Origin of the sequence: Kitasatospora sp. NPDC048365, assembly GCF_043200835.1 — a bacterium.
Taxonomy (GTDB): Bacteria; Actinomycetota; Actinomycetes; order Streptomycetales; family Streptomycetaceae; genus Kitasatospora; species Kitasatospora terrestris.
In genome coordinates, this window is sequence record NZ_JBICYJ010000008.1 from 246,597 (window position 1) to 259,385 (window position 12,789).

Annotated in this window: 13 protein-coding genes; 4 read left to right on the forward strand and 9 right to left on the reverse strand. The window is 72.2% G+C overall.

Going from position 1 to position 12,789, the window contains the following annotated elements:
- Positions 1–12: 12 nt before the first annotated feature.
- The 4 genes from ACGFX4_RS11215 (at position 13) to ACGFX4_RS11230 (ending at position 5,367) form a co-directional block, all read left to right on the forward strand.
- A complete protein-coding gene (locus ACGFX4_RS11215; protein ID WP_393071949.1) occupies positions 13–987 on the forward strand; it encodes a glycoside hydrolase family 11 protein in 975 nt (324 codons plus the stop codon).
- 116 nt (positions 988–1,103) lie between these two features.
- Positions 1,104–2,579: an endo-1,4-beta-xylanase gene (locus ACGFX4_RS11220; protein ID WP_393071951.1), complete on the forward strand. Its 1,476-nt coding sequence runs from the start codon at positions 1,104–1,106 to the stop codon at positions 2,577–2,579.
- 63 nt (positions 2,580–2,642) lie between these two features.
- On the forward strand, positions 2,643–4,085 hold the full coding sequence (locus ACGFX4_RS11225; RefSeq protein WP_393071953.1) for a non-reducing end alpha-L-arabinofuranosidase family hydrolase: 1,443 nt from the start codon (positions 2,643–2,645) through the stop codon (positions 4,083–4,085).
- Positions 4,086–4,230: 145 nt separating this feature from the next.
- A complete protein-coding gene (locus tag ACGFX4_RS11230) occupies positions 4,231–5,367 on the forward strand; it encodes a cation diffusion facilitator family transporter (protein WP_393071955.1) in 1,137 nt (378 codons plus the stop codon).
- Between the two features lie 63 nt (positions 5,368–5,430).
- Here the strand turns inward: ACGFX4_RS11230 and ACGFX4_RS11235 are convergent, their stop codons facing one another.
- The 9 genes from ACGFX4_RS11235 to ACGFX4_RS11275 form a co-directional block, all read right to left on the reverse strand.
- A complete protein-coding gene (locus ACGFX4_RS11235; protein ID WP_393071957.1) occupies positions 5,431–6,834 on the reverse strand; it encodes a nucleobase:cation symporter-2 family protein in 1,404 nt (467 codons plus the stop codon).
- A gap of 303 nt (positions 6,835–7,137) precedes the next feature.
- Positions 7,138–7,968 (reverse strand): hypothetical protein, encoded by an 831-nt coding sequence (locus ACGFX4_RS11240; RefSeq protein WP_393071959.1) that lies wholly within the window; start codon positions 7,966–7,968, stop codon positions 7,138–7,140.
- Positions 7,969–8,000: 32 nt separating this feature from the next.
- A complete protein-coding gene (locus ACGFX4_RS11245) occupies positions 8,001–8,519 on the reverse strand; it encodes a SigE family RNA polymerase sigma factor (RefSeq protein WP_393071961.1) in 519 nt (172 codons plus the stop codon).
- A 27-nt stretch (positions 8,520–8,546) separates the two neighbouring features.
- Positions 8,547–8,819 carry a hypothetical protein gene (locus ACGFX4_RS11250; protein ID WP_393071987.1) on the reverse strand — a complete coding sequence of 91 codons (273 nt, stop codon included), beginning with the start codon at positions 8,817–8,819 and terminating at the stop codon, positions 8,547–8,549.
- Complete coding sequence (locus ACGFX4_RS11255; RefSeq protein ID WP_393071963.1) at positions 8,744–8,989, reverse strand: class I SAM-dependent methyltransferase; 246 nt, start codon at positions 8,987–8,989, stop codon at positions 8,744–8,746. Before ACGFX4_RS11255 ends, ACGFX4_RS11250 begins: the two co-directional genes overlap by 76 nt.
- Before the next feature lie 56 nt (positions 8,990–9,045).
- The gene (locus ACGFX4_RS11260; RefSeq protein WP_393071965.1) at positions 9,046–10,341 is read right to left on the reverse strand and encodes a sensor histidine kinase; all 1,296 of its coding nucleotides are present in this window, start codon (positions 10,339–10,341) and stop codon (positions 9,046–9,048) included.
- Positions 10,338–11,096 (reverse strand): two-component system response regulator CseB, encoded by a 759-nt coding sequence (gene cseB / locus ACGFX4_RS11265; protein WP_393071967.1) that lies wholly within the window; start codon positions 11,094–11,096, stop codon positions 10,338–10,340. The genes ACGFX4_RS11260 and cseB overlap by 4 nt, the downstream gene beginning before the upstream one ends.
- A gap of 2 nt (positions 11,097–11,098) precedes the next feature.
- Entirely contained in the window at positions 11,099–11,941 is an 843-nt protein-coding gene (locus ACGFX4_RS11270) for a hypothetical protein (protein ID WP_393071969.1), read from the reverse strand.
- Positions 11,942–12,058: 117 nt separating this feature from the next.
- Positions 12,059–12,646 (reverse strand): class F sortase, encoded by a 588-nt coding sequence (locus ACGFX4_RS11275; RefSeq protein ID WP_393071971.1) that lies wholly within the window; start codon positions 12,644–12,646, stop codon positions 12,059–12,061.
- Positions 12,647–12,789: the final 143 nt, after the last annotated feature.

The following is a 12,789-nucleotide window of genomic DNA, read 5'->3' on the forward strand; positions in this document are numbered from 1 at the left end:
CGGATCACCCGCATGAACTCCCCCCACCCCTGGAGCCGCAAGGCCGGCCGCGGCCGGCGAACCGCCCGCAGTCTGCGCGTCCTCGCACCGGCCCTCGCGGCCGTCCTGGTCCTGCCCGGCACCGCCGAGGCCGCGACCGTCAGCACCAACCAGACCGGCAGCGACGGCGGATACTTCTACTCGTTCTGGAGCGACGGCTCCGGCGCGTCCTCGATGTCCCTGAACGGCGGCGGCAGCTACAGCACATCCTGGACCGACGTCGGCAACTTCGTCGCCGGCAAGGGCTGGCAGACCGGGTCACGCAACCCGGTGACCTACTCGGGCACGTGGAGCACCAACGGCAACGCCTACCTGGCGCTCTACGGCTGGAGCACCAACCCGCTCGTCGAGTACTACGTCGTCGAGAACTACGGCTCCTACCGACCGACCGGCACGTACAAAGGCACCGTGACCAGCGACGGCGGCACGTACGACATCTACCGGACCACGCGCTACAACGCCCCCTCCATCGAGGGCGTCAAGACCTTCGACCAGTACTGGAGCGTCCGCCAGAGCAGGCGGACCGGTGGAACCGTCACCGTCGCCAACCACTTCGACGCGTGGGCCAGGGCGGGCATGAACCTCGGCACCATGAACTACGAGATCATGGCCACCGAGGGCTACCGGAGCAGCGGCAGCTCCACCATCACGCTGGGCTCCGGCGGCGGCAACGGCGGAGGGGGCAGCTGCTCCGCGACGCTCTCCGCCGGGGCCTCGTGGAGCGACCGCTACAACCTGAACGTCGCGGTCACCGGATCGAGCGCCTGGAAGGTGACCGTGAAGGTCCCTTCCCCGGAGAAGATCAGCTCGACCTGGAACGTCAACGCGACCTACCCCGACGCCCAGACCCTCGTCGCCACCCCCAACGGCGCGGGCAACAGCTGGGGCATGACCGTGATGAAGAACGGCAGCACGACCTGGCCGACGGCCTCCTGCAGCGCGAGCTGACCCCTCCACCGGTCCACCACGGCGCCCGGGTCGCGTCCGCCCAAAATTGTTAGCGCTAACAGAGTGCCTCGGGCGCCGTGTTCAGGCATCCCCCACCCCAAGGAGAACGATCCGTCATGGCACGGCTCACCAGGAAACCCCGTCTCCGCAAGCTCCTCACGGCGGCCGCGTGCATGGTCGTCGGCTCGGCCACCGCCCTCACCGCGAGCCCTGCGGCCCAGGCCGCCGGAGCCACCACCCTGGGCGCGGCGGCGGCTGGCAGTGGCCGCTACTTCGGTACGGCAGTGGCCGCGGGAAGGCTCGGGGACTCGACGTACGCCACCGTCCTCGACCGGGAGTTCACCGTGATCACCCCGGAGAACGAGATGAAGTGGGACGCGATCGAACCCTCCCGCGGGACGTTCACCTTCGCCACCGCCGACTCGATCGTCAGCCACGCCACCGCGCACGGGCAGAAGATGCGCGGCCACACCCTGGTCTGGCACTCCCAACTGCCCGGATGGGTGAGCGGCATCAACGACGCCGCCACCCTGCGCAGTGTGATGAACAACCACATCACCCAGGAGATGGCCCACTACAAGGGCCGGATCTACGCCTGGGACGTGGTCAACGAGGCCTTCGCCGACGGCGGCAGCGGCCAGCACCGCAGCTCAGTGTTCCAGAACGTGCTGGGCAACGGCTTCATCGAGGAGGCCTTCCGCACCGCCCGTACCGCCGATCCTGCCGCCAAGCTCTGCTACAACGACTACAACATCGAGAACTGGTCCGACGCCAAGACCCAGGGCGTCTACACCATGGTCAAGGACTTCAAGTCCCGCGGCGTTCCCATCGACTGCGTCGGCTTCCAGAGCCACTTCGCCGTCGGCGGTCCCCCGGCGAGCTTCCGCACCACCCTGTCCAACTTCGCCGCGCTGGGCGTGGACGTCCAGCTCACCGAACTCGACATCGCCCAGGCCTCCACCACCGCCTACACCGGCGCCGTCCAGGCCTGCCTCGACGTCGCCCGCTGCACCGGCATCACGGTGTGGGGCATCCGCGACAGCGACTCCTGGCGCACCGGCGAGAACCCCCTGCTGTTCGACAACAACGGCAACAGGAAACCCGCCTACAACGCCGCACTCGCCGCCCTCAACAACAGCGGCGGCGGTGGCACGCCGGGCGGGGGCATCGTCTCCGGCACCGTCTACACCCTCACCGACGTGGCCGCCGGACGCGTCCTCGACCAGCCCACCGGCCAGAACGGCAACGGCACCCCACTCCAGGTCTGGGACGCGAGCGGCGCCACCAACCAGCAGTGGCGCGCCACCAGGAACAGCGACGACTCCTACACCCTCACCAACATCGCCAGCGGCCGCGTCCTGGACGAACCCGGCGGCCAGACGGGCAACGGCACGCGCATGCAGGTCTGGGACGCCAACGGCGGCGCCAACCAGCACTGGAAGGCCACCCAGAACAGCGACGGCTCGTACACGCTCACCAACGTCGCCAGCGGCCGAGCCCTGGAGACCCCGGGCAGCCAGTCCGCCAACGGCACCTCCGTCCAGATCTGGGACTCCTGGGGTGGCGCCAACCAGCACTGGAACTTCCGCTGAGCCGAGCCGCGGCAGGCGACAACCCATCCCATGACAGCACCACCCGTTGACGAAGGAGGTCCCATGCGCGGACGAGTTTCCAGCCGCAAGCGGCTGTCCGTCCTGCTCACCGCCGCGGTCGCGGCCGTGGCGGCACTGGCAGCGATGCTCGGCGCCAACCCGGCGCAGGCCGCTACCACCGGCGCCCTGCGCGGTGCCGGTTCCGGCCGGTGTCTCGATGTACAGAACGCCGGCCAGGCCGACGGGGCGGCCCTGCAGATCTACGACTGCTCGGGCGGCACCAACCAGCTGTGGACGTCGACGTCCGGCAACCAGCTGACCGTCTACGGCAACAAGTGCCTGGACGTCCCGGGCCACGCCACCACGGCCGGCACCCGGCTGCAGATCTGGTCCTGCAGCGGCGCCGCGAACCAGCAGTGGCGGGTGAACGCCGACGGCACGGTGGTCGGCGTGGAGTCCGGGCTCTGCCTGGACGTCTCGGGCGCCGGTACGGCCAACGGCACGGCGGTCCAGATCTGGACGTGCAACGGCGGCAGCAACCAGAAGTGGACCGGCCTGTCCGGGACATCGACGCCCACACCCACTCCGACCGGTGACACGTGTGCCCTGCCCTCGACCTACCGATGGTCCTCGACCGGTGCGCTGGCCCAGCCGGCGAACGGTTGGGCGGCGGTGAAGGACTTCACCAATGTGGTGTACAATGGCAAGCACCTGGTCTACGCCTCGAACGTGTCGGGGTCCTCGTACGGCTCTATGATGTTCAGCCCGTTCACCAACTGGTCGGACATGGCGTCGGCCGGGCAGAGCGGGATGAGCCAGTCCGCGGTGGCACCCACGCTGTTCTACTTCGCGCCCAAGAACATCTGGGTGCTGGCCTACCAGTGGGGCGCCTGGCCGTTCATCTACCGCACCTCCAGCGACCCGACCAACCCCAACGGCTGGTCCGCGCCGCAGCCGCTGTTCACCGGCAGCATCCCGGGCTCCGGCACCGGCCCGATCGACCAGACCCTGATCGCCGACGGCCAGAACATGTACCTGTTCTTCGCCGGTGACAACGGCAGCATCTACCGGGCCAGCATGCCGATCGGGAACTTCCCCGGCAGCTTCGGCTCCTCCTACACCACGGTCATGACCGACACCGCGGCCAACCTGTTCGAGGCACCCCAGGTCTACAAGGTCAAGGGCCAGAACCAGTACCTCATGATCGTCGAAGCGCGCGGCGCCACCGAGCAGCGCTACTTCCGCTCCTTCACCGCCGGCAGCCTCGGCGGCACCTGGACCCCGCAGGCCGCCACCGAGAGCAACCCCTTCGCCGGCAAGGCCAACAGCGGCGCCGGCTGGACCAACGACATCAGCCACGGCGACCTGGTCCGCACCAACCCCGACCAGACCATGACCATCGACCCCTGCAACCTCCAGCTCCTCTACCAGGGCAAGTCCCCCACCGCCACCGGCCCCTACGACCAGCTCCCCTGGCGCCCCGGCGTCCTCACCCTCCAGCGCTGACCCACCCCGGAACCCCGGCCGCCCAGCGGCTGGGGTTCCCCGTACGGCGCCGCACGACCGACGGCGAGGAGGGCGACCGGGGGTTGGTTCCGGCCCGTCGGGGCAGACGCGCCTTGACCGCCGGTGCTCCACCTGGAGGAGTGATGTGCACGAACACGGAGAGCCCACCCGTGGAAGCGCGGAATCACTGACCGGGCCCGCGGAGCAGCCGTACTCCGCCGGCCGACCGACCACCATGGACCGCGATCCGAGGCCCGCAGCCCACGCGGCGGGCAGGCGCACCCCGGCCGACCGGGCGACCCGGCTGACCGTGCTGGTGGCGCTGGTCGCCGACCTGGTGATCGCCGTCGCCAAGGCCGTCGCCGGAGTACTGGCGCCGTCGCCGGCGCTCCTCGCCGAGTCCGCCCACTCGGTCGCCGACAGCATCAACCAGCTGTTCCTGCTCGCATCGCTGAGCCGCAGCCGCCGCCGGGCCGACGCCCACCACCCGTTCGGGTACGGGAAGGAGCGGTTCTTCTGGTCGCTGCTCGCCGCGGTCGGCATCTTCGTGACCGGCGGCTGTTTCTCCTTCTACCAGGGCGTCCACACGTGGCTGTCCCCACCGACGCGGCCGGAGAGCTTCCTCCCGGTCTACGTCGTGCTGCTCGTGGCGCTGATCGCCGACGGCGGCTCACTCGTCCGGGTGGTCGTGCAACTGCGCGGCGAGGCACGGGGAGGAGGGTCTCGTCCATTCTGGCGTTCCAGCGATCCGACGGCCCGGACCGTGCTCGCCGAGGACTCCACCGCCGTGCTCGGTGTCCTGGTGGCCGCCGCCGGCGTCGCCGCCCACCAGCTCACCGGCAGCTCGGTGTGGGAGGGGGCGGCGGCGGTCGCCATCGGCCTGCTCCTGATCGGCATCGCCGTCCGTCTGGGCCACGAGGCGCAGAGCCTGCTCGTCGGGCAGGCGGTCGACCCGCGGCTGCAGCGTGACGCCCACCGGCTGCTGGCCGGGCAGCGGGAGATCGACACGGTGACCGCGCTGCTCACCATGCGGCTCGGCACCGATTCGGCGTTGCTGGCGGCCCGGGTGGATCTGCGGGAGGGCCTGGACAGCGAGGAGGTCGAGGAGGTGTGCGTCCGGATCAAACGCCAGATCCGCGAGGCCTGTCCGGTCTTCGACCAGGTGTTCCTCGACATCATCGACGCCGGTTCCGAGGGCCGCGCCCGGGCCCGTGCCCTGGAGCGCGAGCTCGACAGCGCCGCCGCCGAGCACGACGACGTGACGGACCGGTCCGGGCCCTGACAGCTCTCGATGAGCACCGAAGCACGGGCGGGCCGGGACACCGACCCGCCCGGCGCGCGGAGGTCAGGCGGGGTCGGCGACCCGGCCGAGGGCCTCGACCTGTTCCTCCGGCACGTACGCGGGCGGCACCTCGCGGCCGCGGCCCAGGTGGTTGAAGAGCAGGTTCAGGGTGACCGCCAGCAGGCAGCCCACCGAGATCCCGGACTCCAGCACGGTGGCGATCTGCTCCGGGAAGGCCTGGTAGAAGTGGGGGAAGGCGATCGGGAAGATGCCGAAGGCGAGGCTGACCGCCACGATGATCGCGTTCGAGCCGGCGCTGAGGTCCGCCTTGCCGAGGGTGCGGATGCCGGCCACTGCAACCGAGCCGAAGAGCACCACGCCCGCGCCGCCGAGCACCGGCTGCGGGACCAGCGACACCAGCCCGCCGACCACCGGCACCAGGCCCATCACGATGAGGAAGACACCGGCGAGGGCCACCACGAAGCGGCTGCGGATCCGGGTCAGGGCCACCAGCCCGATGTTCTGGGCGAAGGCCGAGCAGATGAAGCCGTTGAACACGCCGCCGAACGCCGTCGCCAGTCCGTCCGCCCGCAGGCCGCCGGCGATCGTCCGGTCGTCGGCGGGGCGTTCCACCACCTCACCGAGCGCGATCATGTCCGCGGTGGACTCGGTCATCGAGACCACCATCACCACCAGCATCGAGACGATTGCCGCGGCCTCGAACTGCGGCGCGCCGAAGGCGAACGGGTGCGGCAGCTCGAAGAGCGGCATGTCGGCGAGCACCCCGGTGTCCACCTTGCCGAGCAGCAGCGCCACCAGGGTGCCCACCAGCATCCCGAGCAGGATGGAGATCCGCTGCAGGAACCCGCGCAGGAAGCGGTTGAAGAGCAGCACCGCGAGCAGGGTCAGGCCCGCCAGGCCCAGGTTGGCGAGGGAGCCGTAGCCCGGCGCGTGGGAGTTGCCGCCCTGTGCCCAGTTCCCGGCCACCGGCAGCAGGGAGATTCCGATCAGCGTGATCACCGTCCCGCTGACCACCGGTGGGAAGAATCTGACGAGCCGGCAGAAGACCGGTGCGAGCAGGAAGCAGAACAGCCCGGCCACGATCGTCGAGCCGAAGATCAGCGGCAGCGCGGCGTCCCGCTTCGCGGCCACGACCGCCAGGATCGGCGAGACGGTGGCGAACGAGACGCCGTTGACGAACGGCAGCCGTGAGCCGACCTTCCAGAATCCGAGCGTCTGCAGCAGGGTGGCGACACCGGCGATGAAAAGACTGGCGGCCAGCAGGGTGGTGAGCTGGGCCGGGCTCAGGCCGGCAGCGGCGCCGATGATCAGCGGCGGCGCGGCGACCCCCGCGTACATGCTGGCCACGTGCTGGAGCGCGACGGTCGCCATCCGGCCGGGTGGGAGCATCTCGTCGACGGGGTGTGGTGCTGCTCCGGGCTCCAGGAGCGCGGTCTGACGTCGCATGGGTCGTTCCCTCCCACATCCAAGGCGGCTTCGGGCCCGGGAACGGCAGCCGGAACGGGACGCGGCGACGTTGGGACGACCCTGGCGGACGGCGGTGCCGTCGCCCACCTGCCGAACCCGCGGCGAACAGGTCCAACCCATGAGTGCATCCGGGATGCGGAACTTTGCTTCCGCGATCCGGTTTCCACAGAATGTAGAAAGGTGGACCGGGTTGGTCAATAGCTCTCGCCCGATTGCCGCTCGCCACCACCGGATCTGTACCTTTCTCCAGTACGGCGCCCCGGTTCGACAGGCGGCCCGGCCTCACTCCGCGTCGATGATCATCCCCTGCGGAACCGTCTCGGCCAGCTTCGCACCGGCGTCGACCACGGTCTGCGCGACCTTGAACTGCCAGGCCGGGCTCTCGGCGATCGCCTTCAGGAGCCACTCGTCCAGCGCCGGCGCGTCCCGGTCCCGGGCTGTGCCGACCTCCGGGATCACCCCGTTCATGTTCGAGACCACCAGGCGGTCCCCGCCGGGACGGCGGACCGAGACGGTTTCGACGGCCGGGGGCGTCCTCCACGCCGACGAGAAGCTCTCGACACTGCCGTCCGCCAGGGTCTGGTCCACGCACGTCTGGTACTGCACCGAGGGACGCGTGCAGCCCCCCGGCTGCTCACCGGCGCGGTCCAGGACCACCGTCAGGGTCGCGGTGCCCCGCCCGTCGTCGTACTGGACCTTGACTCCGACCACGTGGTCGGCGTCGACCTCCCTGCTCGTGCGTTCGAACCGCTGGAGCTTCGTACCGGCGGGCAGGCTGTCGGCGAGGATCTTCAGCATCGCCTCGGGTGTCAGCTGCGCGGTGGGGAGCTCCGTCCCGAGCGGGCCTGACGGAGAGGTCCCGACCGGACCTGACGGCGAGGCGGCCGCCGAGGCCACGGGGGCCGAACCGTCTCGGAAGTACGGCGTGCCGAGCGCCGCCCCGCCGAAGGCCAGCACGGCGACCGTGGCGGCGGTCGCACCGATCCGCAGGCGGCGGTGGAACTGCCGGCGGCGGCCCAACCGGTTGCTCTCGAGGACGATGGCGGGCACCGGCGCGGTGACGTCCTGGACGCTCTCCGCCATCAGGCTGCCGAGGTCGAAGTCGTGGTTCATCTGAGGTTCCCTCATCGGATCGGTGGGCGGAGTCAGTCCTGGAGGAGGAGCGTCCGCTCCGGGCCGAGGATCTCGCGGAGCTTGGCCAGCCCGCGGAAGCTGATGGTCTTGACGGAGGCCTGGCTGATGCCGACCGCCTCGGCGACCGTCTCCACGCTGCAGTCGTCGAGGTAGCGCATCACCACCACCGCCCGGCTGCGCGGGGAGAGTTGGCCCAACGCGTCCAGCAGGGCGATCCGCGTCTCCAGGCGGCGGCTCTCCTCGGTGCCGGGCACCGGGCGGTCGGCGATCTCCGGGACCGCTATCTCGCTGGAGCGGCGCAGCCGCCGGTGGTCGAGGTAGGTGCGCAGGAGAACCTTCCGGGCGTACGCGTCGAGCCCGTTGACCTCGTTCTTGCGCGTGAGCCGGCCCCAGACCGGGTACAGCTTCGACAGCGTGGTCTGGACGAGGTCCTGGGCCTGGTGCCAGTCACCGCACATCAGGTACGCCGCCTGGAACAGCCGGTTGGCCCGGCCCGCCGCGAACTCGTCGAAGTCGAGCTCCTCGGTCATCTGTCGTTCTCCCGGCTGCGTCGCGAATCAGGGTTTCGCTGGTACTACACGCGCCGAGGGGTGCCGGGCGTTACCCCGGGGTTCGATGTGACGGTGACCACACCGCTCGACGAGGTGCGGATCGCAGGAGATCACTCCCGGCGGCGCCGACCGGTCGCCGGGCGGCTCCTCCTGACAGGCGAACTCCTCGTACGCACACGGCCGTTCGTCGGGCTGCAGACGGATCAGGGAGTAGAACGCCGCGATGCCGGCGAGCTCGCCGTCCTCCAGCGGAAGGTCGAGCATCGAGCCGACGCGCACGTCCGGTCCTGGCCGCGTCCCTGGGCCGCCTCGACCATGCCGGGTGATACGTCGAAGCCCGCAACCGGGACTCCGAGATCCGCGAGGAAGCAGGCGACCTGCGCGGGACCGCACCCGACGTCGGCCACGACGCCGTCCTTCGGGACCTGTTCGGCGAACGCCGTCAGCATCGCGCGGTCCAACGGCTCCGAAGCCGGCTCCGTGGTGAAGCCTTGTCCTGAAGGCCTCAGCCACCCGCCGGGCGGAACAGGTGCCGTCCGCCTTCTTCGGCTCCACGCGATGCCGCACCCGCCCGTTCCCGGGACCGGTCGGCGGCGGGGCAGGGCAGGTGGAGGGTGGCCAGAGCGCCCCCGTCGGGGTGGTTGGACAGCCGCAGGTCGACGCCGATCGCCTCGGCGTGGCCCTGGGCGATGGTCAGGCCGAGGCCGTGGCCGCCGCCGCGTTCGCGGGCGCCGGTCCGGAAGCGCTGCGGGCCCTCGCGCAGCACGTCCTCGGGAAAGCCGGGGCCGTGGTCGCGGATGGTGACGGTGGCGCCCTCGGCCGCAATCAGGAGCGGGGGGCGGCCGTGCCGCTGGGCGTTGGCGACCAGGTTGGCGACCACCCGGTCGAGGCGGCGCGGGTCGGTGGTGACCACCGCGTCGGAGTGGATCCGCAGTTCGGCCTCCGCGTCGGCGGCGGTCGTGATCCGGGTCAGCAGCGGTCCGAGCGGCAGGTCGGCGAGTTCGGGGGCCTCGGCCCGGGCGTCCAGCCGGGACACCTCCAGCAGGTCCTCCGTCAGGTCCCGCAGGGCGCGCACCCGGTCGCGTACCAGCTCGGTCGGCCGCCCGGGCGGAAGGAGTTCGGACGCGGTCAGCAGGCCGGTCAGCGGGGTGCGCAGCTCGTGCGCCACGTCGGCGGTGAAGCGCTGCTCGCCGGCGAGCTTGCTGCGCAGCGCGGCGGACATCGAGTCGACGGCGGCGGCCAGTTCGGCCACCTCGTCGCGGGCCCGGCCGAGCGGTCCGATCCGGGCGTCCAGGTCGCCCCGGGCGATGGTGCGGGCGGTGCGGGCGGCGGTCCGCAGCCGGCTGCTGATCCGGTCGGCGGCCAGGACGCCGGCCAGCACGGTGACGGCCACCGACAGGGCGGCGCCGATCGCGACCGCGCGGTCCAGGTCGGCGACGGCCCGTTCGTCGTCGGCGTAGTCGATCCGTACGGACAGCACCCGGCCGTCGGCCCCGGCGGCGGCCCACATCGCGGTGCCGCGCGGGCCGGGGCCGAGCATGGAGCCCTGGCGGCCGCGCTCGCCCAGGCGGCGCAGTTCGGCGGGCAGCGCGGGGTCGTCCGCGGCGGCGTGCCAGCCCGCCCCCAGCTCGCCGGTGGCGTCGTAGCCGGTGAGGACGGCGTCGAGGGCGGCCATGGCGGACTTGCGGGCCTGGTCGGTGTGCTGGCGCACGGAGGCCTGGTGGACCAGGATCCCGACGGCGAGCGCGACCAGGCAGGAGACCAGGGCGATCACGGCGGCGATCTGCCGGCGGAGCGTCATGTCGTCCGCCGCAGCTTGTAGCCGAAGCCCCGCACGGTCTCGATCCGGGTGGCGCCGATCTTCGCCCGGAGCCGCTGGACGTGCACGTCCACCACGCGGCTGTCGGCGCCCCAGGAGTAGTCCCAGACCCGTTCCAGCAGTGTCTGACGTTCCATCACTATGCCTGGAGATGCGGTGAATTCGAGCAGCAGCCGGAGTTCGGTCGGGGTGAGCGGGACGGGACGCCCAGCCACCTTGACCTCCATCGCGTCGGTGTCCACTTCCAGGTCGTCGATCACCCGCACCGCATGGTGCGCCGGCCCGGGGTCCGGGGCCGAGGCGGAGGAGGCGGGTGCGGTGGCGGGTGCGGTGGCGGTGGCGGCCGGGCCGATTCCGGTGCGCCGCAGGACGGTGCGGATCCGGGCGACCAGGACGGCGGTCTCGAACGGCTTGACGACGTAGTCGTCGGCGCCCGCCTCCAGTCCGGAGATCACGTCGATCGGTTCGGTGCGGGCCGACATCATCAGGATCGGCAACTGGCTCTCCTCGCGGATCCGCCGGCACAGGCCGACGCCGTCGAGCAGCGGGAGCATGACGTCGAGCAGCAGCAGGTCCGGCGGGGCCGCGCGGAAGCGCTCCAGGCCCTCCAGGCCGTCCGCCGCCGTCTCGACCGGGAAACCGTAGCGTTCCAGGGCGAGTTGGGTGGCCTCGCGAATCACCTCGTCGTCCTCGACCAGCAGGATGCGCGGGGCGCCGGGCACGGGAGTGGTCGTCATCTCTACCTCGTCGGGGTGGGCCGGGCGGTCGGTGCGGCGCCGTTCGGTGCGCTCCTGCTGGCCGGCGCGGCCGGGGTCGGAGCCACCGTCGGATCCAGCCGCTGCGCGGGCGACCGGGACGGCACGGCGGACGGTACGGCGGACGGCACCGGAGTGGCGTCCGGCAGGCAGCCGGGGGCGTCCGCGGCCGGGCCGGTGGCCTTGATCCGCCGGTCGACGAAGGCCATCCGGACGGTGTTCCAGCGGTAGGTGCTGCTGGTCTCGGCGAGCGGGCCGGTGGGCTCGTGGACGACCAGGTCCGCACCGACGGTCTCGGCGGTGAAGCCCGGAAGCGCCGTCAGGGAGAGCACCGGCAGCACCTCCCGGCCGTGCAGGGTGTAGACGTGCAGCACGGCGCGCCCGCCGCCCACGCCCGTCCCGGAGCCCGTCCCGGTGACCACGGCGGTCAGGAGTTCGGGGCTGCCGTCCCCGTTGAGGTCCCGGTACTGGGCGGGCCGGACCGCGCAGCCGGTGCACCCGCCGGCCAGCGCCGCCTGCTCGCCCGCACCGAGGTCCGGGTCCTTGGCGAGGACGGCGCGGGCGTCGAGTTCGGTGAGCGCGCCGACCGCGAGGCCCGGCAGCGGGACGGGCGGCTGCTGGTCCGTCGACGCCTGGGGCGAGGCCGGGGTACTGACCTCGGCGGCGGCCGGCCACAGCTGCTGCGGACTCGGGTGGGCCTTGATCGGCCGGGTCGCCCCGGCGTCGTCGAGGCCGCCGGACGCCTGGCAGCCGGTGGCCGCCACGACGGTCAGCAGGCCGAGTATGACGCACCTGAGCAGGGCGGCGCGGAGTGGCCAGGTCCTCACGTCGAACGGTGCCTTTCGGGAGCGGGCGGTGAAAGGGTCAGTCTGCACCACGCGGGTCGGCCGCCCGCCGACCCCGGGGCGCGGGGTGGGGCGGGCGGCCGGTGGGGTGGGCGGAGCTCAGGGCAGCGGGTCGGCGAACACGATGATGTTGTCGGTGTAGTGGCCGTTGCCCGCGAGCGTGCCGCCGCAGGTGATCAGCCGGAGCTGCGGGCCCGCGGTGTCGCCGTACACCAGCTCGGTCGGGAAGGCGTCCTTGGCGAACTGCCGGAGCTCGCGCACCCGGTAGGCGAGCACGCTGCCGTCCTCGCGGCCGATCTCGATCCGGTCGCCCGGGTGCAGGCCGGGCAGCTTGTGGAAGACCGCCGGGCCCTTGCGGGTGTCGTAGTGCCCGAGCAGTACGGCCGGCCCGACCTGGCCGGGTGCGGGGCCGCCCCGGTACCAGCCGACCTGCTCCGGACGGTCCATCGAGGGCACCTCCACGGTTCCGTCCGGGTTGAGGCCGACCCCGCGCACCGGCGCGTCCACGCCGATCCGCGGGATGACCAGCCGGACCGGCGGCGACAGTCGGTCCTTGGCCGTGGGAGACGACGGCGGAGCGGTGGACGGGGTTCCGCTGGAAGCCGCGGTCCCGCCGGAAGCCGCGGTCCGCGCCCCGTCCGCTGCGGCGATCCGTACCGGCGCGGGATCGGAGTCCCGAGCGGCCACCAGGGTCGCACCGCCCGCGAGCAGGAGTCCGGCCGCCGCGGCCCGCGCCCCCCCGGGGCGCCGGCCCCGCCCGGGCGCGCGAGGGCGGCGCCCCCGCCCCGCCCCGGCCGCCCACCCCCCCGGACCCCGCCCCGCCCGCCGCC

Excerpts from the sequence above, each read along its gene's own strand:
- ACGFX4_RS11235 (WP_393071957.1), bottom strand. The coding sequence starts at position 6,834 with ATGCGACGTCAGACCGCGCTCCTGGAGCCCGGAGCAGCACCACACCCC.
- ACGFX4_RS11245 (WP_393071961.1), bottom strand. The coding sequence starts at position 8,519 with ATGACCGAGGAGCTCGACTTCGACGAGTTCGCGGCGGGCCGGGCCAAC.
- ACGFX4_RS11260 (WP_393071965.1), bottom strand. The coding sequence starts at position 10,341 with ATGACGCTCCGCCGGCAGATCGCCGCCGTGATCGCCCTGGTCTCCTGC.
- ACGFX4_RS11240 (WP_393071959.1), bottom strand. The coding sequence starts at position 7,968 with ATGAACCACGACTTCGACCTCGGCAGCCTGATGGCGGAGAGCGTCCAG.
- cseB (WP_393071967.1), bottom strand. The coding sequence starts at position 11,096 with ATGACGACCACTCCCGTGCCCGGCGCCCCGCGCATCCTGCTGGTCGAG.
- ACGFX4_RS11225 (WP_393071953.1), top strand. The coding sequence starts at position 2,643 with ATGCGCGGACGAGTTTCCAGCCGCAAGCGGCTGTCCGTCCTGCTCACC.
- ACGFX4_RS11255 (WP_393071963.1), bottom strand. The coding sequence starts at position 8,989 with ATGCTGACGGCGTTCGCCGAACAGGTCCCGAAGGACGGCGTCGTGGCC.
- ACGFX4_RS11220 (WP_393071951.1), top strand. The coding sequence starts at position 1,104 with ATGGCACGGCTCACCAGGAAACCCCGTCTCCGCAAGCTCCTCACGGCG.
- ACGFX4_RS11215 (WP_393071949.1), top strand. The coding sequence starts at position 13 with ATGAACTCCCCCCACCCCTGGAGCCGCAAGGCCGGCCGCGGCCGGCGA.